The sequence below is a fragment of the Pedobacter aquatilis genome, assembly GCF_032678405.1.
Taxonomy (GTDB): domain Bacteria; phylum Bacteroidota; class Bacteroidia; order Sphingobacteriales; family Sphingobacteriaceae; genus Pedobacter; species Pedobacter aquatilis_A.
The window spans coordinates 268,411-289,765 of sequence record NZ_JAVTSJ010000006.1; the positions used below are offsets into that span (position 1 = coordinate 268,411).

A 21,355-nucleotide genomic window follows, 5' to 3' on the forward strand; every position below is an offset into this window, starting at 1 on the left:
TTATTTTCTGCTTCCGAAAATACGCAGTAAATAAAGGAAAATATTGATGAAATCAAGGTATAATGACAAAGCAGCCATTATAGCCAGCTTCTTTGTATCTGTCGCTTGCATTTGTTCGCCGCTTTCTTCGATACCCATACCAATACGCTTTATCTTTTGTACATCATAAGCTGTTAGTGCCGTAAAAACTGCAATACCGATAAATGCCATAATTAAACTGAATTGTTCGCTTTTGATAAACATATTAAGGATGCCTGCAATGAATAAACCTGCTACGCCTACCATTAGTATCGGCCCAAACTTACTTAAATCTACATCGGTTGTATAACCTAAAAATGCCATGATTCCGAAGATACCTGCTGCTGCTGCGAAACATGTAATAACCGAAGCACCAGTATAAATAAGCAATACGAAGCTTAAACTAACACCAAGTAGTAACGAGAAAAGAACAAATACACCTAATAAGGCTCCATAAGAAAGTTTATTAAAACCTGCACCTATTAGCAATACAAGACCTAGTGGTGCAAACATTGCTACATAACCTAATCCTGTTCTTTGTCCGGTCTCAAAATTAATTAACGATCTTAATGCTTCTTCGCTTGTAGAAATATAGTATGCTGCGAAGGTTGATAAACTCAATGCCACAAACATCCATAAGAATACATTGGCGAAGAATTTTTTAGAAACAGAGCCTTGCTGTACAAAAACACTGTTATCCTGATATTGATAATTTTGTTGTTCCATTTTTTTGTTGTGTATTTAAATAATATAAAAATAACGTTTTTAATTTAATCTTTTTGTCAGCTGCTCTTCAACTTTTTTAAAGAATTGCAGGGGCTTTAATGTTCTCCAGGGCATTTCATCAAAAGCACCACCAAAATTGATATAATAATCGATATTGTTTGCTTTAAATTCACTGACTACATGTTCCTGGAAATTTACGCCTACTATCCAGCCCTCTTCAACTTCCTGAAACCACTCTTCATAATAGCTGTCATCAGAAGCATGGAAATTTAATACATTTTCGCCAATTAGTATAAATTTATTAATGCCTTCATCCATCATCAATTCTAAAACATCTCGTTTTAATAACATGATATCGTTGTTGATGGCATCATTCCATTCGCCGATGAATTCGATAATTGCATAACTTCTGTCGTAATCGGCAAAGAGTACCTTGAGGTAAAGTGTTCCCGAGCCAAATTCATCCCACTGCGGATGTAGCAGGAAATTATAAATCTGCTTATCGAAATATAGCTCAGAATATTCTGTGTTGTAAAAAGGAGAACGCTCATCTTCTGCCGAAATATATTCATCTCTCCACTGGTAATACGGCTCTATCTCGTGCATTAGGTAATTTAAGGTTTAAAGATTTACGATTTTAGATTGAACGGTTACAAATGTGATTTATTTGATTCCAAAATTTTTAAAGTCGTAATTCAAAATCTACTATCGCAAATTCAATTGCCCGGCTTCAACAGCTTTTCGAACGCTGCCATGTTGGTTCAGTAAATCTGCGGCTTCATCATAACCAATGTTTAATTCATCAGCAACCATTTGTGTTCCACGGTCTACCAGTTTATTATTGGTAAGCTGCATATCGACCATTTTATTGCCTACTACGCGGCCAAGCTGAACCATTACCGTAGTACTCAGCATGTTTAAAACAAGTTTTTGCGCTGTTCCTGATTTCATTCTTGTTGAACCTGTAACAAATTCAGGTCCCACCACCACCTCAACCGGAAAATCAGATTCTGCCGCAATTGGGCCTCCGGTATTGCAAACAATGCAGCCGGTTAGAACACCCATTTTACGGGCAGTATTTAAACCTCCTATTACGTAAGGCGTAGTGCCTGAAGCAGCTAAACCAACAAGGCAGTCTTTTTCATTGATGTTGAATTCTGATAAGTCTTTCCAGGCCTGTTCAGCATCATCTTCAGCAAACTCTACGGCCTTTCTTATCGCTGTGTCGCCACCTGCAATTATACCCACAACCCAATCGAACGGGACACCATAAGTAGGGGGGCATTCAGATGCATCTACAACGCCCAAACGGCCACTTGTGCCTGCTCCAATATAAAAAAGGCGACCACCTTTTTTCATCCTTTCAGCAACTGCCGAAGTTAATTTTTCTATTTGAGGCAAAGACTGCTCAACTGCAAAGGCCACAGTTTTGTCTTCATTATTAATGCCCTGCAGCACCTCCATTACCGACATTTTTTCGATATGGTGGTATTTTGATTCCTGCTCGGTAACTCTGTCCATAAATTTAATTTTGATAAAATTCGGTAAATTCTTTTTAAAAACTATCGTAAAAAGCTAAAAATATATCAGCCTTGGCTAATACGGCGTTAATTATTGTTAAAAATTATAAACAAAAGACGATAAAATGCAGTTAAAAAATTAATCAACCCGCTAATTTTCATAAATTTGCATAACGCCAATGAAAAAGAATACCCGTAATAATATCCTAATCGCTTTAAGCTATTCTGTAATTTTAATAGTTGGGATGTTTTTGGGCATTAAATTCATTAAAGACCAGGGTTATGGTGTTCAGAAGAGCCCGGCTTTAACGGCAAAAAATTCCGAAAAGCTTGATGAAATTCTCCACATCATCAATGGAAATTATGTAGATGATATCAATACCGATTCTTTACAAAATCTACCGATAGACAGTGTTTTACATCAGTTAGATCCGCATAGTGTTTATCTTCCTCCAACCAATGCCCAGAATATGCAGGATGATCTGGAAGGTAATTTTGAGGGTGTTGGGATAGAATATTACATGCTGAATGATACCATGATGGTTACCGGCGTGATAAAAGACGGGCCGGCTTATCAGGCAGGGATTAAACTTGGTGATAAAATCTTAAGCATTGATTCGACAACGGTGAGTGGCAAAAACCTCCCGAAAGACCAGCTTACAGGCCGCTTTAGGGGCAAAGCCGGTAGCGGTGTAAATGTACTTTTAATGCATAGCGGAAGCCAGCTGCCAAACCGGGTAATGGTAACCAGGGGAAAAGTTAATGTAAGCAGCATTGATGCGGCCTACATGATTAACAACGAAACCGGTTATGTGCGTATCAGCAAATTTGGCGCAAATACCGATAGCGACTTTTCTGCTGCTGCAGCTAACCTGAAGGCAAAAGGCATGAAGAAACTGATTTTAGACTTACGTGATAACGGCGGCGGTTATTTTAGTGCTGCCACAGGTCTTGCCGATCAGTTTTTGCCGGAAAATAAATTAATTGTTTATACCGAAGGTAAGCATGAACCACGTACGGATTACTTCTCTACTGGCACAGGTGCTTTTCAGCAAGGGAAATTAGCCATTCTGATTAATGAAAATACGGCTTCGGCAAGTGAAATTGTTGCCGGTGCAATTCAGGATTTAGGCCGTGGTATTATTGTTGGCCGCCGGTCGTTCGGTAAAGGTTTGGTTCAGGAGCAGTTTGCTTTTAATGATGGTTCGGCTTTAAACCTGACCATCGCCAGGTATTACACCCCTTCTGGCAAGAGCATTCAGAAATCATACAAGAAAGGTTATGATGCTTACAAACATGAGCTTGATGAGCGTATGACAGATGGTGAGCTGACTGGCGATTTAACCTCATTTAAAGATTCTGTAGAGAAAAATGGCGGTGTAAACTTATCTCAACCTCGCAGGCCTAAAACAGTTGGGGGCATACAGCCAGATATTTTTGTGAAATTAGATACAACTGGTTATAATAAATTTTATAGCTCGCTGGTCAGTAAAAAAGTGCTTTCTGATTACGTTTTTAACGTATTAACCAATAAATATAGCAACACCTACATCGAACAGAATATAAATGCATTTAGTCTGAACGATACCGATTTCAGGGATTTTATTGGTTTTTTACAGCGTAAAAATGTGCCCATTGATCGTTTTCAGCTATACAATTCGCGAACGGTTATTCTTAATGATTTAAAAGCACTGCTTTGTCGTTATTACCTTGGCGATGTTGGTTATTACAAAGCGGCAAACCAGAATGATAATGCAGTTAAACAGGCATTAGCCAATCTTCAATAAAAATAGTTATGAAAATTATTATTGTTGGTGCAACAGGCACTTTAGGCAAAAAAGTATCGAATGCATTTGCTCAAAAACATGAACTTATTCGTGTTGGCAGGTCAAGTGGTGATGTTCAGGTAGATATTACAAATGAATCGTCGATTAAGGCGATGTTTGATAAGATTGGCAATTTCGATGCCTTGGTTAGCACAACTGGCAGTGGCCCCTTTGCACCACTAAACCAGATGACTGGTGAAAATTTTAAAACCGGTTTGCTCGATAAACTTTTAGGGCAGATAAACCTGGTATTAATTGGGCAGCATTACATCAACAATAATGGCTCATTTACACTTACTTCGGGTATTCTTTCTGAGCATCCTGTTGCAGCAGGAAGTGCCTTAAGTACCATTAACGGCGGCTTAAATGCTTTCGTTTATGCTGCTTCAGCCGAACTTAATAATGGCGTCAGGATTAATGCTGTGAGTCCGAATGTTGTTGAAGATTCACCTTCTTACTTTGATGCTTTTCCGGGAGAAATCCCTGTACCCATGGATAAAGTAGTTAAAGCTTTCGAGAAAAGTGTTTTAGGTATTGTATCAGGACAGGTGATTAAAGTCTTTTAAGTAGCGTTATCTCACACCAAGATAAATTTCTACTTCCGAATTTTCACCAAGCTGCGATTTTGCACCATAGACCTCAAAATCGGCATTATAAGTCCGGTACAATGCAATATTGTTTGCCCAGATATCCTGCCATATATCAACAACTGATTTTGGTAGTTCTCCTTTGGCCGTATACTTTAATAGTTTGTTATTGCTAATTTCCCTGCCAACGAAACCTTCAGGAATGTTGTCCAGTGAATTTACACGCTGGCCTATAATTGTGGTGTATTTACCGGTATAATCGCTTTCATAATCGGTATAAACGGCGTAAACATCCTCACTTTCCTTATTCGGGATTTTATTAAAAATTTCTTCGCCGTAGAACCGTTGCCAGAGCTTACCAAGATCGGTTGCTGCCTGGTTATTTTTATTCGTTGTTTCTGTTGAGATACCGATAATTTTAAAGTTTTCCATAGCTTGGTTTTTAAACGAAGATAATGCTCTTTTTGTTTTAGTTTGCCAGGAATGGATAAATTTATACACGCCTGTTTGTGCAGTGTTTGTTTATAGCAGCATATTTTGTTTTTAAACCTGATGGGAGCGGGCATCCCGATTTTTCATCGGGATAAAGCGGACAGCAGGACTAATGATGGAATGAAATACAGGCATTGCTTTCCAAATCCTGATTACACTTATCTTCTATTTTTTACCCTTACATCTTGCATCCTTTTTATACCTTTGTTGCAAATATGCAGGGATTAGTTATTAAATCTACAGGTAGTTGGTACAGCGTTTTAGCCGATAACGGCGAACGTTACGACTGTCGTATTGTAGGTAAATTCAGGATTAAAGGAATTAAAACCACAAATCCTATTGCTGTTGGCGACCGTGTGAAATTCGACATGGAAAAAGGTAGCAACCAGGGCCTGATTAATGAGTTAATGCCCCGCAAGAATTATATTATCCGCAAATCCATTAACCTAAGTAAGCAGGCACAGATTTTAGCTGCCAATCTTGATATGGCTATCCTGTTGGTTACGCTTGCCTCGCCAAGAACATCATTAGGGTTTATTGACAGGTTTTTGGTTACAGCCGAAGCTTACGATGTTCCTGCAGTTTTAGTGTTTAATAAACTCGATTTATTTAGCAAAGAAGGCCTGGAAATATTGCAGGAGTTTAAAGATATTTACGAAAATATCGGTTATCCCTGCTACGAAGTTTCTGCATTAAAAGGTATTAACATCCCAATTATTCAGGATCTAATAACTGATAAAATTACACTCATTTCCGGTCATTCAGGTGTTGGAAAATCGAGTTTGATTAATGCTTTACTACCTGACCGTGAACTACGCACAGGCGAGGTTTCTGACTGGAGCGATAAGGGGCAGCATACCACAACTTTTGCCGAAATGTTCGAACTACCGCAAGGTGGTTTTATTGTTGATACGCCCGGGATACGGGAATTGGGCATTATCGACATTGAAAAAGAAGAATTAAGTCATTTCTTCCCTGAAATATTTAAAACTTCTCACGATTGTCGCTTTAATAACTGCAGACATGTAAACGAACCTGGCTGTGCCGTTATTGAGGCTGTTAATGAAGGTAGTATAGCCATTTCACGCTACGAAAGCTACCTGAGTATATATCATAATAACGATACAAGGCATTAGCGAAAACTAAAGCAGAAAGTAGTCCTAAAGTTCGGGGCGTCTCTTATTTTTGGTGTCCTCTAAAATATAAATAGTATAAAATGCGAGCAGTTTTACAAAGAGTTACGCAGGCTAGCTGTGTTGTTGATGGAAAAATTACCGGCGAAATTGAAGCTGGGTTTTTGGTTTTACTTGGCATTGAAGATGCAGATACAATAGAAGACCTGGACTGGCTGGCACAAAAAATTGTTGCTATGCGTGTTTTTTCAGACGAAAATGGTTTAATGAACAAAGCCTTAGCTGATATTGGCGGAAGCATTCTTTTAGTTAGCCAGTTTACACTCTTTGCATCAACAAAAAAGGGTAACCGCCCCGGTTTTACCAAAGCCGCAAGACCGGATATTGCCATTCCACTTTATGAGAAAATGATTGAAAAGCTTTCAGCTTTACTGGGGAAAAAAGTTGAAACCGGCATTTTTGGCGCTGATATGAAAATTAGTTTGCTTAACGACGGACCGGTAACCATTTTAGTTGATACTAAAAATAAAGAATGATGAAAAACAGGGATACCAGATCAATTGAAATCATTTCGCTGGCAGGATTTATCCTGCTGAAAATTATTTTAAGTTATGTTTTGGTAAACGATGTTTATGAGCTTCACCGCGATGAATTTCTGCACCTCGACCAGGCCAACCATCTTGCCGCTGGCTTTACCTCTGTACCACCACTAACGTCCTTGTTCTCGCTCATTATAAAATTTCTGGGTAATGGCGTTTTCTGGGTGAAATTCTTTCCGGCATTATTCGGCGCCTTAACAATGGTTTTTGCCTGGTTAATCGTTGGCCGGTTAAAGGGAAATTTATATGCAAAATGCCTGGTTGCAGTCGCGTACATCTGCTCAGTTTACATCAGGCTTAATATATTGTACCAGCCAAATTCATTTGATGTACTGGCATGGACAGCCATATTCTATTTCCTCATTTGCTATTTTGAAGGTAATAAACCGCTTTATTTGTACCATTTAGCATTTTGGATAGCCTTAGGTTTTCTAAACAAATATAATGTGCTTTTTCTGGTATTGGGTATTGTACCTGCCGTGCTAATTACATCCGAAAGAAAAATTTTCACAAACAGGCACCTGTATCTTGCTATAATCTTTGCCTTGCTGCTCATTTCTCCCAATGTAATCTGGCAAATTGAACATAATTTTCCGGTAATCAGCCACATGCATGAGCTTGCTGCAACACAGCTAGTAAATGTAAAACATTTAGATTTTTTTAAAGACCAGCTGTTATCTTTTGTTAACGATATTTTTGTGCTGTTGGCTGCCTTTGTCGGATTTGCAGTTTACAAACCTTTCCGGAAATACCTTTGGATAATATTAGCTTATGTATTTACCTTAATTATTTTCAGCTATTTTAATGCAAAAGGCTATTATGCCTTAGGTTTGTACCCGGTTTTACTTTCCTTTGGAAGTGTTTACTTAAGACAGCTTATTGGTAAAAGGCTTTGGCTCGCAACTTTATTAATGGTTTTCATTATTGGTTCTTTTGCTTACATCATTCCGATTTTAATGCCGGTTTACACACCTGAGAAAATAATGACTAAGCGCAAACGATATGAGCGTGTTGGCGCATTGCGTTGGGAAGATGGAAAAAATCATGATTTACCTCAGGACTATGCCGATATGCAGGGCTGGAAAGAGCTTGCAGCACTTGTTGATATTGCTTACGCAAAAGTTAAGGACAAATCTGTACTCCTGGTTAGGGCCGACAATTATGGCCAGGCAGGTGCAATTAACTATTACTCAAAATATAAAAACATCAATGCGGTTGCTTATAATGCCGACTATCTTTATTGGTTTAAAATGGATAAACCCATTAAAGATCTAATTTTGGTTAGTGGTGTTTATCAGGATGATCCGGAAAGAAAAAAAGAACAACCACTTTTTGATAAAATTACAAAGATTGGGACATTGAAAAACCCTTATGCAAGGGAAAAAGGAATTGCTGTTTTCTTGCTCGAAGGCGCAAAGATTGATGTGAACCGTATAATAAAATCTGAAATAGAAGAAGAAAAACATGACCATTAACGAAGCACAGGAGACTGTAGATAACTGGATTAATACTACTGGCATAAGGTACTTTAACGAACTAACCAATACCGCTATTTTAATGGAAGAGGTTGGGGAGGTGGCCCGAATTATGGCCCGGAAGTATGGCGAGCAATCGTTTAAGAAAAGCGATGAAGATGTAAATCTGGCAGATGAAATGGCCGACGTAATGTTTGTATTAATTTGTCTGGCTAATCAAACGGGCATTAATTTAACCGAAGCGCTCGAAAAAAACCTGCAAAAGAAAACCATCCGCGATGCGGAAAGACATAAAAATAACGAGAAGCTGAAGTAATTTTTGTTTGAAAGTAGAAACTACCCAACAAACTCCATTAAGGTTCGGTAAGCTACAAAGCGGTTCTCGTACCTGTCGTTTAGTGTTTGCTGTAAAGCGGGCGCATGCACATCTTTATATGTATTATAGTTTTCCAGATTTTCAGCTACATATTGTGCACAATACGTAACGCCTTCATTTGGCGAATCCAGAACTTTTAACAATCTGTGTGATACAAACATACCTGTAGCCATTACCTCGGGAATATGGGTTTCATTCATCCATTGCAACCATTCGTCGGCAATTGCACTATCTAAAATTAAAGTAACGTTGTATAATAACATGTTACAAAGATAATAAATAAGCCAATTGTGTTTTAAAATAAGGATATTTAATTTAGTCCGATGATTACAATAACAACTTCATCAACTGTTAACGATTTACAAGGAATATTAGCCCTTCAAAAAAGCAATCTCTCATCAGATTTATCAGCAGAAGAAAAACAGAAGCAAGGTTTTGTTACTGTTGCACATAGCCTGGCCGATTTAGAAAAAATGCAATCGTACGAACAAAATATAGTTGCCAAAGATGGCGATCGGATTATAGCATATGTGTTGGCGATGACTGCTAAATCAAGCGATGACATTCCTGTTCTGGTACCAATGTTCGAAGGATTTAATCATATGAAATACTTGGGGAAACCCATCGCAGATTATAATTATATGGTAGTAGGGCAGGTTTGTGTAGATAAAGCATATCGTGGCCAGGGTTTATTTGATAAGTGTTATCAGGCGTACCTGGAATATTTTCAGCAAGATTATGATTTTGCAATTACGGAAGTGGCAACCAGCAACCTCCGCTCCATAAATGCCCACAAGCGGGTAGGTTTTACCGAAATTCATACTACAAAAGATCCGAATGGCCTCGAGTGGAGTATTGTATTATGGGATTGGAAAAGAAAATGTAAATGTTAAAAAGCTATTTATTTTTCAGATAACGACAAATTTTTCGAACTTAGGGGATTAACAAAATTAATACTTTCATCTCTTCATGAAAAATTTTCGCCCGTATAGATTCTTCAAAGCCTTTATTATTGTTGGTTTCTTAACCATGGTTTGTTTCTTTGCTTTTGCTTCAGAAGATAGGGGGGTATTTGCGAGTAACCTCTTTTTAAGAACTTTATCAGATTTGTATTCTGTTTTTCAGTTCCCTACACACACATTTTTTCTTAACATTCTAGGTTCTCACCTTTGGTTATACTTTTTAGGATTGGTGTTTAATTCAGCCCTATATGCGTTTATAATAGAACTCGGCCTTTCAACTGAAGCCACTTATCGCCAGAATAAAAAGGAGAAAGAAAAAGTAGAAAGTTAAATCCCGTCGCCGCGTAAATTCCTAAATCTTTTCCTGGCTTCTGCACTAAACATACTGCCGGGGTAATCAGTTATTAACTGTTGAAAATAGATTTTTGCCTGTGCAATATCATTTAGTTTTTTCTCATAAAGATCGGCAAGCGTAAATAATGCGTCATCTGTCCATATACCATCTTTAAATTCTATTGTTATATTCTTTAAAATCTCGGTAGCTTTCTGGTAATCATCAGATTTAATGAAGATTTTCGCCTTACTCATCATAATGGCATCGGCTAGAGAATTTTGAGGGTAGGCAATTGCTATACTGTCGAGTTTCTTAACAGATTGTGCCGGTAAATTTCTGAAGAGCAACATTTCAGCATCGGCATACATCTTTAAGGCGCTGCTATCACTGGAGCTTTGTGTATTATCAGATATTAGCAAACTTAAATTTAAAGCATCGTTTGCAATCAACTGTGAAGTTGCAGCCTTTAACACCTGACATTGTCCATTACTATACTCGAAATTGCCCTGATAAAAAGATAGTTTAGCACTTCTGAAACGTGCTTCATTACCTACGGGCTGCCCTTCAAACTGTTTGCTTACCTGCTCGTAAACTAAAAATGCTTCCCATGGTTGATTTGTGAGGATGTAAATGTCGCCGAGGTCTAATTTAAGCTGTCCGATTTCCAGTGTATTTACACCAGGCATTTTAATGGCATCTTCAAGGGCCGTTTCTGCCTTAGCAGGCTGATTTAAATAATAAGCTTGTAATGTTGCCCATTTTTTTATGGCAAACAGTGTAGTTTTATTTTTACCGTTCTCATCAATTAGAACCTGGTAATCTTTAGCCAGTAAATCTAAATCTGCGATGTTATATTTTCCTTTGGTTTGAATGTTGTATTTGGTATTAAGCATTTCGATTTTAGATTGCAGGTAATATTGGTTTTCCTTGCCTTTGGTTAATAAATATTCATAAGCTTTAATTGCAGTTTCGTAGGCGCCGTTATCAACGAAAGTATAAATTGCATTAAACAAGGTTCCGCCGTCTGCTTTGGTTCGTTTATCAAAGGCAATTAACTGGCGTAAAGCCATATCGTATTCCTGTTGTTGAATATAATTCCAGGTGAGTAGCTGGATATAAACTTCAGCATCCGGCTCTTTCTGAATCTTTTTTAAAATGCCTGCCTGAAAGGTTTGATAATCTGTCTTATCCTCAAAAATCATTGATAATACGGCTTCAGCCTGCGGCAATAACTGCGGTGTCGATGGTAAAATATCAAGATATTCCTGCATCAGCATAGGCTTATCTTTCTTAAAGCGGTAAATGTTAAGCAGTTCAAAAGCAAAAGCTTTATCGTTGTTTATTATTTTCCGACCCTGTTTAAAGGTTTGAATAGCGTAATCGTAGTTTTCAAAGCGATAAAAATTATTGGCTAGCATTCTTATTTTAAACTCATCACCGCTTAACTTATTAATGATGCCGTTAAAAATCTTACTCGCTGCATTTACATCTCCTTTTTCCTGATAAAGCTTGCCCAAAGCTATTTCGTAAATTTCTGTCTGCGACGACTGTTTAATCTGTTTTTTAACAATCTTTTCTGCAACATCATATTTTTTAAGCTTTAATAATGTGTTGAAATAGATGTCGAAATAACCCTCGTTATTCGGGCTGGCGAAAATCTTTTCGAACAATACTGCGGCTTTTTCATAGTCGCCATCCTGATAATATTGTATGGCCAGGTCGCTATCGTTTGGCATTAGTTGCCTGTTCGGGCGAAGGTTCTGTGCGCTTGCCTGAAAACAGAAAAAGAAAAGTACAACTACAATAAAGCGGTTCATAACATCCGGAAATATTCGATTTAAATGTAACATTTTAATACCTTTTTCTTAGCAGTGTAAGCATATATAAAACGTATTTTAAATGTTACCTGTATTTTATTTTGTGTATTTGTTTTAAATCCTAAATTGGAATCAATCCCTCGTTTAGCGTAGCCTTGGTAACATTCTTACTGTATTTGGTGCTTAACACAGCAGGTTATTATATTTTTGTCGTCCTGAAAGAAATTTATTTATGATAAAAAGGATTTTTCTATTGGTTTTGGTGGCTTTTATTTGCGCTTGTAAGGGCAGCAAAGAAGAGAAAATAATACCTGTAGATAACTTTTTCAGAACACAGGATAAGGCTTATTACCATGTTTCTCCTGATGGTAAATGCCTTTCTTACCTCAAACTTCAGGACAAGAAACTAGACCTTTTTGTTGAAGATATTGCAACAGGTAATGTAAAACAGCTTACGCATCTTGCCGAAAAGAGCATTAGCTTTTACTTCTGGACCAGTAACAACGAATTGATTTATTATACAGAAGACGAATCGAAAGAACGTAAATCAGATTTATTCGTTGTGAGCAAGGATGGTAGCAGCCAGAAACAGCTGAGTGCCAATGAAAAGAATCGCCTTAGGGTTATTGAAGACCAGTTAATTGACGATAAGTATATTATTGTTGCTTCAAATAAAAGAGATTCGACAGTTTTTGACGTTTACCGATTGAACGTTAGGACTGGTAAAATGGATATTGCAGCCAAAAACCCTGGAAACATTACCGATTGGGTTACCGATAATAAAGGGATCTTAAAAATCGCTGTAGCGAGTGATGGCGTAAATGAGACTTTATTATACCGCGAGAATGAACAATTGCCTTTTAAACCCGTTACAACCAATAATTTCGAAACAACTTTACAACCAGTTGCTTTCGCCGAAAATGAATCGGATGTGTTGTTTGCCATTTCTAATATTAACAGGGATAAAAATGCACTTGTGGCGCTGGATTTAAAAAACGGAACCGAAAAACAGGTGCTTTTTGGTAATGATACCCTGAACGTAATTGATGCCAAGTATTCGAAAACAAAAAAGAAAATGATTTTTGTGACCTGCGAAACCTGGAAGAAAGAGAAATATTATCTCGACGACAGTACACGGGTTCGTTATTCAAAAATTGAAAAGCTTTTGCCAAATACCGAATGGCGCATTATGGATAAGGATAAAGGCGATAATGTTTTTGTGGTAAGAACTTATACCGATAGAAATCCAGGATCTTATTATTTATATGTTTCTGCTCAGAATAAATTAAAAAAACTAGCAGACATTAATCCTTCTATTAGCGAAAAGGATATGAGTGAAATGAAGCCCATTAGCTATAAAAGTAGTGATGGACTTACCATAAATGGTTATTTAACTTTACCAAAAGGAAAGAATCCGGTAAATTTACCAGTAGTGGTTTTGCCGCATAACGGTCCGGGTGGTAGAAATACATGGGGCTATAATGCTGATGTTCAGTTTTTTGCCAACAGGGGATACGCTGTTTTACAGGTTAACTATCGGGGGTCGGTAGGTTATGGCAAGTCTTTTTATACCGCAGGCTTTAAAGAGTGGAGCGATAAAATCCAGGAAGATGTTAACGATGGTGTAAAATGGCTGATTGCGAAAAATATTGCCAACCCTAAAAAAGTGGCAATTTATGGTAATGGCTTAGGTGGTTTTATTGCATTAAATTGTTTGTATAAAAATCCTGATATTTACAGTTGTGGAGGTGCTAATTCGGGTGTGATTAGTTTATTTAGTTATTTAACAACAATACCTCCTTTCCTAAAATCAAATTTGCAGATGTACTACGAAATTTTTGGAAACCCTGAAACAGATACCGATTATACCCGTTTTGCTTCACCTGTTTTTCATGCCGACAGGTTTAAAGCGCCGGTATTTATCGCCCAGAACCCTAAAGATCCACGTGTAAACGTAGCACAAGGTGTACAGTTTGTTAAGGAATTAAAAAAACGTAATGTGCCTGTAACTTATATCGAGAAAGAAGAAGGACCTAACCCGGTTTTGCGCCAGCAAGGCAGAACAGCACTGTATAAAGCACTTGAAGGTTTTCTTGCCGAAAACCTGAATAAAAAGTAAGTTATGCCGCTGGAAAAAAAGAGTGGTTACCGGAAAAATTTCTCGCTGAGTGTTACATTTATTGCACTCATTTCCATTCTATTTATCCTGTCGCTGTTCCTGGCTTTCAATTACAGCAAGAAATCTATAGAAAATGAATTCGTATCTGAGAAGGTTAACGTTTTAGAACAAAGTATAAAGCCTTACAATGAGTTTTTTCAGAATAAAATGCCCGAAGTATCTTATTATGAAGGCTTTTTAGATTCTGCGACAGCTTCTAAATTTGTAGATACAATAACATTAAAGTATCCTTTCGTATCAAAAGTAAAATTTTACGATTCGGAAGTTAAAAATATCCCTGTACGAGACGGAATTAACGTCGGGCACCTTTCTATCGGGCCAAAATCAATATTTCAGTTTGGCAGAACAGTAAAGCCTGATTCAGTGAAATTGTTTTCTGAGTCTGATACGCGGTCTTTCCGCGTTGATGATGATTTCAATAGCATGGCGCTGAAATTAGTCCGGTTTATCGATCAGCTTGATACCGCTTCAGTTCCTAGCCAGGAAGAACTTTTTACTAATTTTTCTGTCGTTCTTTCCAATAAGATAACGTATTTGAATATTCCACGTCGTGAAGATTTAAAAATCTATAAGCAAATGCTGCAAAGTAAATTAGTGCCTGCACCAGTTTATCAGCAAGACATCCTTGTTTTTCAGCTCGATCCGAATAAAATAAAGATTATTAATACCCGGCCACTTTTGTATCAGAATATCCGTGTACAGCCTTTAACTTACGATCCGATTGATACATCGGAAGAAAACATCACTACAGAGATCGCTCTTCCGGGGGCATTTTCTGATTTTAAACTCTACTTCACCTCCTCAAAATCATACATCAAAAAAGAAACTTTTATCTATTTTATGCCAATAGCGCTGGTATTACTGCTTGTTTATGGTGTTTTGTTGCTGGTTGCCTTTTTAATTTACCGTAACCTGAATATCAACAGCAAGATGTTTAAGCTGCAGTACGATTTTGTAAACAACCTTACGCATGAGTTTAAAACGCCTGTTAGTGTAATCAAAATTGCCGGTAATAACATTAAAAGTGCAAGTACCCTCAGCCAAAAAGAGCAGCAGTTATATGGTAAAATACTCGATGAAGAAGCCGATAAACTAAACGGGTTAATGAATAAGTTGCTGGCTTTTACGCAAATCGAAAATAAAGCCATTAAGCTTAATCAGGAAGAAGTAAACATTGAAGACTTTATTGAAAGCACTATAGAATCGCACACACTTAAACACCCCGATTTTAAGATAAACTATGAGGTTTCTGGCTTTAAAACCTTCATAACCGACCCGGTTTTGCTGGGCAGTTTATTTGATAACCTGGCCGAAAATGCATACAAATACTCTAACCCGGGTAATAAAAAACTTAATATCAGTGCAAAACTCATTAAAGGTGTTCTGGTATTCCGCTTTACGGATAAGGGGATCGGTATTCCATCATCAGAATTAAATAATATATTTAAAAAGTTTTTCAGGATACAGAATGAATATAACCAGATGGGAAGTGTAGGACTGGGTTTGGCATTCTGCAAAGAACTGGTTAACTTTATGCAGGGCGAGATTACGGTTAAAAGTAAAGTTGGAGCTGGTACAGAATTTAAAATTGTACTTCCTTATAACCAGTCGATAAATTAAATTAAAACAAAGCTTATTAAATCAACAACCTAAGCTTAAATCAAATTATACACAACACAAATGTCTAAAGAAGTAAAAATATTAATTGTAGAAGATGATGAAAATCTTCGCTTTCTTGTGGCTCACCGTTTAAAAGCCGAAGGATATACAGTTCTGGAAGCCAATGACGGAGAAGCGGGCGAGAGAATGATTATTGCAGATCAACCTGATATTGTTTTGTTAGACTGGATGATGCCGGGAAAACAAGGCGCCGAGGTTTGCGAGAGCGTTCGTAAGCAAGGTTTTGAAAATCTGGTTATTATGATGACTGCAAAAGCGCAGGATGTAGATAAAATTGATGCTTACAATTTTGGTGCTTCAGATTATATCACCAAACCATTTAACATGGATGTGCTGGTAGCGATGCTGGAAAGTAAGGTAAAGTTTATCGTAAATAAAGATACCGCAGAAATTCATCGCTTTGGCAGTATGGAGCACCATCCGAACATACATACTTTGTTCAGGGATGGAAAGAAAATCGAGCTTACGATTTTAGAAAACCGTATCCTGCTTTACTTCCTTCGTAATCCGGGGAAAGTAATTAACCGTGATGAGCTAATGCTGGTTGTATGGGGTTATAACTCTGATGTAAACACACGCACCCTGGATATGCACATTGTTCGTTTACGTAAAAAGATTGAATTGAATCCTGATAATCCGCAATTGTTACAAACTGTTCGCGGTGTGGGTTACCGCTTTAATGCCGGATAAGTTTATTTCGTTATTGCGTTGCACGAAGCAGGTTTAGTTTGCTTTGTGCATCGCAACGATGGGAATAGCACAGACCATTATCCGCTCATGAAAGCGGTCTTCAAAATCGCCTAAGCTCTTTTAAGCGTAAAAATTGTAATCTCTGGTAATATGCCAACCCTGCCCGGATAGCCTAAGAAACCATAGCCAACATTAACATAAAGTTGTTGTTGTTGCTCCCTGTATAATCCAGCCCATTCCTTGTAAATGTACTGAATCGGGCTCCATTGATATTCCTTTAAACGTACACCAAACTGCATGCCGTGTGTATGTCCGCTAAACATCGCATCTATTTGCGGGTACTTTTGTAGTACTTCACCACGCCAGTGTGAAGGATCGTGGCTTAACAGGAGTTTTACAGGTAAATCATCAGTATTTTGAACAGCAAGCTCCATTTTTCCATATTTAGGAAAACGCCCCATTCCCCAGTTTTCGATACCAAGGATTCCGATTTCTTCACCGTCGACCTTTAAGCGGCGGTTTTCGTTCATCAACAAATCGTAGCCCATAATTTTATGTACATCAACCATATCCTTTAGGTTTTTTACTTTAGCCGGCGATGACTCCCTGCCAAAATAATAGTCGCCATAATCATGGTTTCCCAATGATGAATAGACACCCAAAGGAGCTTTAACCTTTGAAAAAATATCCTGATAATCCCTTACTTCGTTGGTTAGGTTATTTACCAAATCACCGGTAAAGAAAATGAAATCAGGCTTTTCTGCCAATAACATTTCTACCCCACCTTTCACAGCCGTTTTATTGTAAAAACTTCCCGAGTGGATATCAGAAATTTGCCCAAGTATGATGCCGTCGAATGCTTTTGGCAGGTTGGGTAAAATTAAATTAACCCTTCTCACCTGATAATCATAAGCCCCTGAAATAATACCCCAGCTTAAGGACGTTAAGGGAACTGCAGCGGCCACTAAACCTGCCTTAACCAAAAACTCCGATCGGGATATCGGCGCAGCTTCACTTATTGGCTCGTTTTTTATTTCCTTCTTTTGTTTAAAAAGCTTAATGTATAATCTTCTTAAATCATCTAAAACCAGGAAAGGAAGCATAGCAAGTTTACAGGCTACAGTTAAGAAGAATGCAACTAGGATAACAGCCCTTAAGGTTAAAAAAAGATTTAGATAAATTCCCGCAAAAACACCAATAATCAGTAAAATACTATAACTCCAATATACAAAAGCAAAGATTTTTCTGGTTCGGGCTTTCCACTTAAAAACAGCTAAAATGGCATTAAAAAAATAAAAATCAAATGCGGTAATAAGTATACAGGCAGCAATAATAAAAGGTAGTCTTCCCATAGGATAGGGTTATTCTGTTTAAATTAAAAAATAAGGCAGGCCTTTTTGAAGGGGCTAAATTAAGTATTTGCGCTAAATAAATTATTTAAAATTCGCTTAGGGTTATCTAAAAAGGATTTATAAACCCTGTAAATTTCTGTTTCCTCGTACTTCATTTTAGTTATTTTACCATCAGCCATTTCGTAAATTAAGGCATCAGGGTAGGCTAACAAAATAGGTGAGTGGGTGGTAATAATAAATTGAGCATTCTTATCTACCAGGCTATTGATTTTTGCTAACATGGCAATTTGCTTTGTTGCCGATAGTGCAGATTCCGGCTCATCTAAAATATAGACCCCATTTCCACCAAAACGATTCATAAATAATGCCCAGAAAGATTGGCCATGCGATTGCTGATGCAAAGAGACACCACCATATGCGTCTATTATTTTTGGTATGTTTGGATATTCCTCATCAAGTTTATCAATCTCGCTGGCAACATTGTAAAAGCTTTCGCCCCTTAAGAAAAAACCATCTTTTGCTTTTCTGAAACTTTTGCTTATGGTTAGATAGTTATGCAACACCGAATGAGAGTCAGTACTCTTAAAATTAAAGTTCTTACCACCACCTTCAGCATTAAAACCTAAACTAATGGCAATCGCTTCAATTAGTGTAGATTTTCCTACACCATTTTCGCCGGTAAGAAACGTTACGTTTGGATGGAAGCTTAATTCTTTAAAAGACTTTATACAAGGAATGTTAAACGGATATCCTTCAGGAAGCCTTTCCTGATTTAATCGCATCGATAAAAGATATCCGTTAAACTCCATTGTTAATGTACAGCAGCGTTAATCTCTACCTGAAATCTTCTTCATCTTCTTCCTCATCAAATTCGGCATTAAACAAGCTGCCAAACATGTCAGAGAAGCCGAACCCTCCATTTAAGAAATTCTTGCTCAACTGCGAATATTCTGCCAACCCGTGTAAAACAAATTCCATTAAAAGCAGTGTCTGGTTTTCACTTAGTTTGGGATGGAATTTTTTAACGGTATCGTATAAACCCGGCACCAGCATCAGGGCTTTTTTGTACTGTGCATTTGTTAAGGTATCGGTAACATCAACATTATTTCCATCAGTAAACCATTCTGTAATTTCGGTATAAGGGTTTGCAGCTTTGGTTTTCTTAGCCTTTTCAGGATCAGGGAAATAACGGGCAAATAAAGTTTTAACGGCTTTACCAATTAAAGTTGTGGCTACGTGTGCAGGGCCTTCCAGCTCCCCCTCATAAACCAGTTCTATTTTACCGGTTATTGCAGGGATAATTCCAGCCAAATCCGACAAACGGACGAATGTATTTTTTTCTCCTGAAATTAACATCCGGCGTTCTGCAGTGCTAATCAGGTTTTCATAGGCAGATATGGTTAGCCTCGCCGAAACACCTGATTTCTGATCGATATATTCGCTCTTACGTGCTTCAAAAGCAATCTGCTCTATCAGGTCTTTAACCAGACCGTCGGCTTCAATAGCAGAACGCTGTTCGGCCGTAAGTTTAGCTTCCTGAAAAGTAATTTTACGCGAAATCTCGATACTTTTCGGGTAATGTGTTAAAATCTGGCTTTCAATTCTGTCTTTTAAAGGGGTAACAATGCTTCCACGGTTCGTATAATCCTCCGGATTTGCGGTAAACACGAACTGAATATCCAAAGGTAAACGGAGTTTGAAACCACGAATCTGTATGTCTTTTTCCTGCAGCATGTTAAATAAGGCTACCTGTATACGTGCCTGTAAATCCGGAAGCTCATTAATGACAAAAATACTCCGGTGTGCACGTGGAATTAAGCCAAAATGGATAACACGTTCATCATTATAGGTAAGTTTCAGAGTCGCGGCCTTAATCGGGTCAACATCACCAATTAAATCGGCTACCGTAACATCAGGCGTGGCCAGCTTTTCGGTATAGCGCTCGCTGCGGTGCAGCCAGGCAATTTCAGTTGCATCGCCTTTGGTGGCAATTTCATTTTTTGCATACCACGAGATTGGATTGAGGGGGTCGTCGAATATTTCACTTCCGGCCACATAGGGCACATACTCATCCAAAAGATTTACCATTAAACGGGCAATGCGGGTTTTAGCTTGTCCGCGTAAACCCAAAAGCAAAATGTTATGGCGTGAAAGTATTGCCGTCTGCAACTCCGGAATTACCGTTTCGTCATAACCAATAATACCTTCAAACTCTGTTTTTTTATCCCTAAGCACTTTAATCAGGTTTTCCCTGAGCTCTTCTTTAACGCTTCTTGATTTATAATTTGTTGCCTTTAACTGGCCTAATGTTGTGTTTTGCATATTGATTTGTTTAGTCTGAAAGTCTGAAAAGTCCGAGATCCGAAGTTGGGATGATTAATGTTTACACTAAATCTTCCAACTTCGAACTAAAAACTTCTGACTACTTTACTGTTTTTCTTCTGTTCTTAATGTAATCCTCAAAAATGTATTCACCTAATCCGGTTAGCGAACTATAAAAAGCCCTGCCGCCATTTATTTCGGTAAACTGCCTTACAAACTGCTGCAGGTAAGGGTCTTTGGCAATCATAAATGTGGTAATAGGAATTTTCAACCGCTTACATTGTGCCGCCATATTCAGGGTTTTATTAATCACCTTTCTATCCAGCCCCATACTGTTTTTATAATACTTTCCGTTTTCTTTCAGGCAGGTAGGCTTTCCATCAGTAATCATGAAAATTTGCTTGTTGTGTGTTTTCCGTCTGCGCAGCAAATCTGTGGCAAGCTCAAGGCCTGCAAAAGTATTGGTATGGTAAGGGCCAACCTGTAAATAGGGTAGGTCTTTAACAGTAATTGGCCATGCATCGTTCCCAAAAACAACAATATCGAGTGTATCTTTCGGGTATTTGGTTTTAATAAGCTCAGCCAAAGCCATCGCTACCTTTTTGGCGGGTGTAATCCGGTCTTCGCCATATAAAATCATGGAGTGCGATATATCAATCATCAGCACTGTTGAAGTTAAAGTCTTGAAATCTTTTTCTTCAACTTCCAGGTCGCGATCGGTAAGTGTAAAATCACCAATACCATGATTGATTTGCGCATTCTGTATAGACGCAGTCATGTCTATCTGGTCTAAACTATCGCCAAAATTGTACTCACGCCTGTCGGCATTTTTCTCTTCGCCAATACCCGACTGGTTGCTGTTGTGATTACCCCGGCCCGATTTTTTCAGCTTTCCGAAAATCTCATCAAGTGCCGACTTACGTATCGTCTGCTCTGTTTTTGCTGTAATTTTAAATTCGCCCGATTGATTATCCTCTGTTAGGTAACCTTTATCTTTCAGGTCGTCAATAAAATTGCCGATACCATAATCGTTGGTAGTTAATTTATATTGTTTATCAAGCTCGTTAAGCCAGCTCAATGCCTCTGCCGCATCGCCTGCCGTATAATTCAGCAGTTCGCTGAATAATTTCAGCAACTCATCAAACCCACCTTTTGGCGTTTCGCCAGGCTTATAATCAGAAAAACGAAAACCTCTCATGTAATTGTATTAACGGATAATTAAAGATAAAGGTTTCGCTTAGTAGTAATTTAAGCAGGATGTCATAAT

21 protein-coding genes are annotated in these 21,355 nt (G+C 38.0%); 11 read left to right on the plus strand and 10 right to left on the minus strand.

The window, feature by feature from the left end:
* The 3 genes from R2R71_RS17120 to murQ form a co-directional block, all read right to left on the minus strand.
* Nucleotides 1-744: a Bax inhibitor-1/YccA family protein gene (locus R2R71_RS17120; protein ID WP_316832493.1), complete on the minus strand. Its 744-nt coding sequence runs from the start codon at nt 742-744 to the stop codon at nt 1-3.
* Nucleotides 745-783: 39 nt separating this feature from the next.
* A complete protein-coding gene (locus R2R71_RS17125) occupies nt 784-1,350 on the minus strand; it encodes a hypothetical protein (RefSeq protein ID WP_316832494.1) in 567 nt (188 codons plus the stop codon).
* A gap of 99 nt (nt 1,351-1,449) precedes the next feature.
* Nucleotides 1,450-2,265 (minus strand): N-acetylmuramic acid 6-phosphate etherase, encoded by an 816-nt coding sequence (gene murQ, locus R2R71_RS17130; protein WP_316832495.1) that lies wholly within the window; start codon nt 2,263-2,265, stop codon nt 1,450-1,452.
* A gap of 178 nt (nt 2,266-2,443) precedes the next feature.
* Here murQ and R2R71_RS17135 point away from each other — a divergent pair, with 178 nt between their 5' ends.
* Nucleotides 2,444-4,051 (plus strand): S41 family peptidase, encoded by a 1,608-nt coding sequence (locus tag R2R71_RS17135; RefSeq protein ID WP_316832496.1) that lies wholly within the window; start codon nt 2,444-2,446, stop codon nt 4,049-4,051.
* An 8-nt stretch (nt 4,052-4,059) separates the two neighbouring features.
* Entirely contained in the window at nt 4,060-4,656 is a 597-nt protein-coding gene (locus tag R2R71_RS17140; RefSeq protein ID WP_316832497.1) for a short chain dehydrogenase, read from the plus strand.
* A gap of 6 nt (nt 4,657-4,662) precedes the next feature.
* Here the strand turns inward: R2R71_RS17140 and R2R71_RS17145 are convergent, their stop codons facing one another.
* Nucleotides 4,663-5,109, minus strand: coding sequence for a GyrI-like domain-containing protein (locus R2R71_RS17145; RefSeq protein WP_316832498.1), 447 nt, complete (start codon nt 5,107-5,109; stop codon nt 4,663-4,665).
* A gap of 275 nt (nt 5,110-5,384) precedes the next feature.
* Between R2R71_RS17145 and rsgA the strand changes: the two genes are divergently transcribed.
* The 4 genes from rsgA (at nt 5,385) to R2R71_RS17165 (ending at nt 8,692) form a co-directional block, all read left to right on the plus strand.
* A complete protein-coding gene (gene rsgA, locus R2R71_RS17150) occupies nt 5,385-6,305 on the plus strand; it encodes a ribosome small subunit-dependent GTPase A (protein ID WP_316832499.1) in 921 nt (306 codons plus the stop codon).
* Between the two features lie 80 nt (nt 6,306-6,385).
* Complete coding sequence (gene dtd, locus R2R71_RS17155) at nt 6,386-6,838, plus strand: D-aminoacyl-tRNA deacylase (RefSeq protein WP_316832500.1); 453 nt, start codon at nt 6,386-6,388, stop codon at nt 6,836-6,838.
* Nucleotides 6,835-8,376: a glycosyltransferase family 39 protein gene (locus R2R71_RS17160; protein ID WP_316832501.1), complete on the plus strand. Its 1,542-nt coding sequence runs from the start codon at nt 6,835-6,837 to the stop codon at nt 8,374-8,376. The genes dtd and R2R71_RS17160 overlap by 4 nt, the downstream gene beginning before the upstream one ends.
* Nucleotides 8,366-8,692 carry a nucleotide pyrophosphohydrolase gene (locus tag R2R71_RS17165; protein ID WP_316832502.1) on the plus strand — a complete coding sequence of 109 codons (327 nt, stop codon included), beginning with the start codon at nt 8,366-8,368 and terminating at the stop codon, nt 8,690-8,692. Before R2R71_RS17160 ends, R2R71_RS17165 begins: the two co-directional genes overlap by 11 nt.
* A 20-nt stretch (nt 8,693-8,712) precedes the next feature.
* Here the strand turns inward: R2R71_RS17165 and R2R71_RS17170 are convergent, their stop codons facing one another.
* On the minus strand, nt 8,713-9,015 hold the full coding sequence (locus R2R71_RS17170; RefSeq protein WP_316832503.1) for a DUF4286 family protein: 303 nt from the start codon (nt 9,013-9,015) through the stop codon (nt 8,713-8,715).
* Between the two features lie 60 nt (nt 9,016-9,075).
* Here R2R71_RS17170 and R2R71_RS17175 point away from each other — a divergent pair, with 60 nt between their 5' ends.
* A complete protein-coding gene (locus R2R71_RS17175; protein ID WP_316832504.1) occupies nt 9,076-9,645 on the plus strand; it encodes a GNAT family N-acetyltransferase in 570 nt (189 codons plus the stop codon).
* A 76-nt stretch (nt 9,646-9,721) separates the two neighbouring features.
* Nucleotides 9,722-10,045, plus strand: coding sequence for a hypothetical protein (locus tag R2R71_RS17180; RefSeq protein ID WP_316832505.1), 324 nt, complete (start codon nt 9,722-9,724; stop codon nt 10,043-10,045).
* Here the strand turns inward: R2R71_RS17180 and R2R71_RS17185 are convergent.
* Nucleotides 10,042-11,898, minus strand: a complete 1,857-nt coding sequence (locus R2R71_RS17185; RefSeq protein WP_316832506.1) for a tetratricopeptide repeat protein — start codon at nt 11,896-11,898, stop codon at nt 10,042-10,044. The genes R2R71_RS17180 and R2R71_RS17185 overlap by 4 nt on opposite strands.
* Before the next feature lie 199 nt (nt 11,899-12,097).
* Between R2R71_RS17185 and R2R71_RS17190 the strand changes: the two genes are divergently transcribed.
* The 3 genes from R2R71_RS17190 to R2R71_RS17200 are packed head-to-tail and all read left to right on the plus strand — an operon-like array spanning nt 12,098 to nt 16,414.
* The gene (locus R2R71_RS17190; protein ID WP_316832507.1) at nt 12,098-13,984 is read left to right on the plus strand and encodes a S9 family peptidase; all 1,887 of its coding nucleotides are present in this window, start codon (nt 12,098-12,100) and stop codon (nt 13,982-13,984) included.
* 3 nt (nt 13,985-13,987) lie between these two features.
* Nucleotides 13,988-15,664, plus strand: coding sequence for a HAMP domain-containing sensor histidine kinase (locus R2R71_RS17195; protein ID WP_316832508.1), 1,677 nt, complete (start codon nt 13,988-13,990; stop codon nt 15,662-15,664).
* A gap of 60 nt (nt 15,665-15,724) precedes the next feature.
* Nucleotides 15,725-16,414 (plus strand): response regulator transcription factor, encoded by a 690-nt coding sequence (locus tag R2R71_RS17200; RefSeq protein WP_316832509.1) that lies wholly within the window; start codon nt 15,725-15,727, stop codon nt 16,412-16,414.
* Between the two features lie 110 nt (nt 16,415-16,524).
* Here the strand turns inward: R2R71_RS17200 and R2R71_RS17205 are convergent, their stop codons facing one another.
* From R2R71_RS17205 to R2R71_RS17220, 4 genes are all read right to left on the minus strand, one after another.
* Entirely contained in the window at nt 16,525-17,766 is a 1,242-nt protein-coding gene (locus R2R71_RS17205) for a metallophosphoesterase (RefSeq protein ID WP_316832510.1), read from the minus strand.
* Between the two features lie 59 nt (nt 17,767-17,825).
* A complete protein-coding gene (locus R2R71_RS17210) occupies nt 17,826-18,575 on the minus strand; it encodes an AAA family ATPase (RefSeq protein WP_316832511.1) in 750 nt (249 codons plus the stop codon).
* Nucleotides 18,576-18,600: 25 nt separating this feature from the next.
* Entirely contained in the window at nt 18,601-20,088 is a 1,488-nt protein-coding gene (locus R2R71_RS17215; protein WP_316832512.1) for a sigma 54-interacting transcriptional regulator, read from the minus strand.
* Between the two features lie 100 nt (nt 20,089-20,188).
* A complete protein-coding gene (locus tag R2R71_RS17220) occupies nt 20,189-21,286 on the minus strand; it encodes a vWA domain-containing protein (RefSeq protein ID WP_316832513.1) in 1,098 nt (365 codons plus the stop codon).
* Nucleotides 21,287-21,355: the final 69 nt, after the last annotated feature.

Coding starts and splice junctions, on each gene's coding strand:
- R2R71_RS17195 (WP_316832508.1), top strand. CDS start 13,988: ATGCCGCTGGAAAAAAAGAGTGGTTACCGGAAAAATTTCTCGCTGAGT.
- R2R71_RS17190 (WP_316832507.1), top strand. CDS start 12,098: ATGATAAAAAGGATTTTTCTATTGGTTTTGGTGGCTTTTATTTGCGCT.
- R2R71_RS17210 (WP_316832511.1), bottom strand. CDS start 18,575: ATGGAGTTTAACGGATATCTTTTATCGATGCGATTAAATCAGGAAAGG.
- R2R71_RS17160 (WP_316832501.1), top strand. CDS start 6,835: ATGATGAAAAACAGGGATACCAGATCAATTGAAATCATTTCGCTGGCA.
- rsgA (WP_316832499.1), top strand. CDS start 5,385: ATGCAGGGATTAGTTATTAAATCTACAGGTAGTTGGTACAGCGTTTTA.
- R2R71_RS17215 (WP_316832512.1), bottom strand. CDS start 20,088: ATGCAAAACACAACATTAGGCCAGTTAAAGGCAACAAATTATAAATCA.
- R2R71_RS17220 (WP_316832513.1), bottom strand. CDS start 21,286: ATGAGAGGTTTTCGTTTTTCTGATTATAAGCCTGGCGAAACGCCAAAA.
- R2R71_RS17135 (WP_316832496.1), top strand. CDS start 2,444: ATGAAAAAGAATACCCGTAATAATATCCTAATCGCTTTAAGCTATTCT.
- R2R71_RS17145 (WP_316832498.1), bottom strand. CDS start 5,109: ATGGAAAACTTTAAAATTATCGGTATCTCAACAGAAACAACGAATAAA.
- dtd (WP_316832500.1), top strand. CDS start 6,386: ATGCGAGCAGTTTTACAAAGAGTTACGCAGGCTAGCTGTGTTGTTGAT.
- R2R71_RS17125 (WP_316832494.1), bottom strand. CDS start 1,350: ATGCACGAGATAGAGCCGTATTACCAGTGGAGAGATGAATATATTTCG.
- R2R71_RS17140 (WP_316832497.1), top strand. CDS start 4,060: ATGAAAATTATTATTGTTGGTGCAACAGGCACTTTAGGCAAAAAAGTA.
- murQ (WP_316832495.1), bottom strand. CDS start 2,265: ATGGACAGAGTTACCGAGCAGGAATCAAAATACCACCATATCGAAAAA.
- R2R71_RS17200 (WP_316832509.1), top strand. CDS start 15,725: ATGTCTAAAGAAGTAAAAATATTAATTGTAGAAGATGATGAAAATCTT.
- R2R71_RS17120 (WP_316832493.1), bottom strand. CDS start 744: ATGGAACAACAAAATTATCAATATCAGGATAACAGTGTTTTTGTACAG.
- R2R71_RS17170 (WP_316832503.1), bottom strand. CDS start 9,015: ATGTTATTATACAACGTTACTTTAATTTTAGATAGTGCAATTGCCGAC.
- R2R71_RS17175 (WP_316832504.1), top strand. CDS start 9,076: ATGATTACAATAACAACTTCATCAACTGTTAACGATTTACAAGGAATA.
- R2R71_RS17165 (WP_316832502.1), top strand. CDS start 8,366: ATGACCATTAACGAAGCACAGGAGACTGTAGATAACTGGATTAATACT.
- R2R71_RS17205 (WP_316832510.1), bottom strand. CDS start 17,766: ATGGGAAGACTACCTTTTATTATTGCTGCCTGTATACTTATTACCGCA.
- R2R71_RS17185 (WP_316832506.1), bottom strand. CDS start 11,898: ATGTTACATTTAAATCGAATATTTCCGGATGTTATGAACCGCTTTATT.
- R2R71_RS17180 (WP_316832505.1), top strand. CDS start 9,722: ATGAAAAATTTTCGCCCGTATAGATTCTTCAAAGCCTTTATTATTGTT.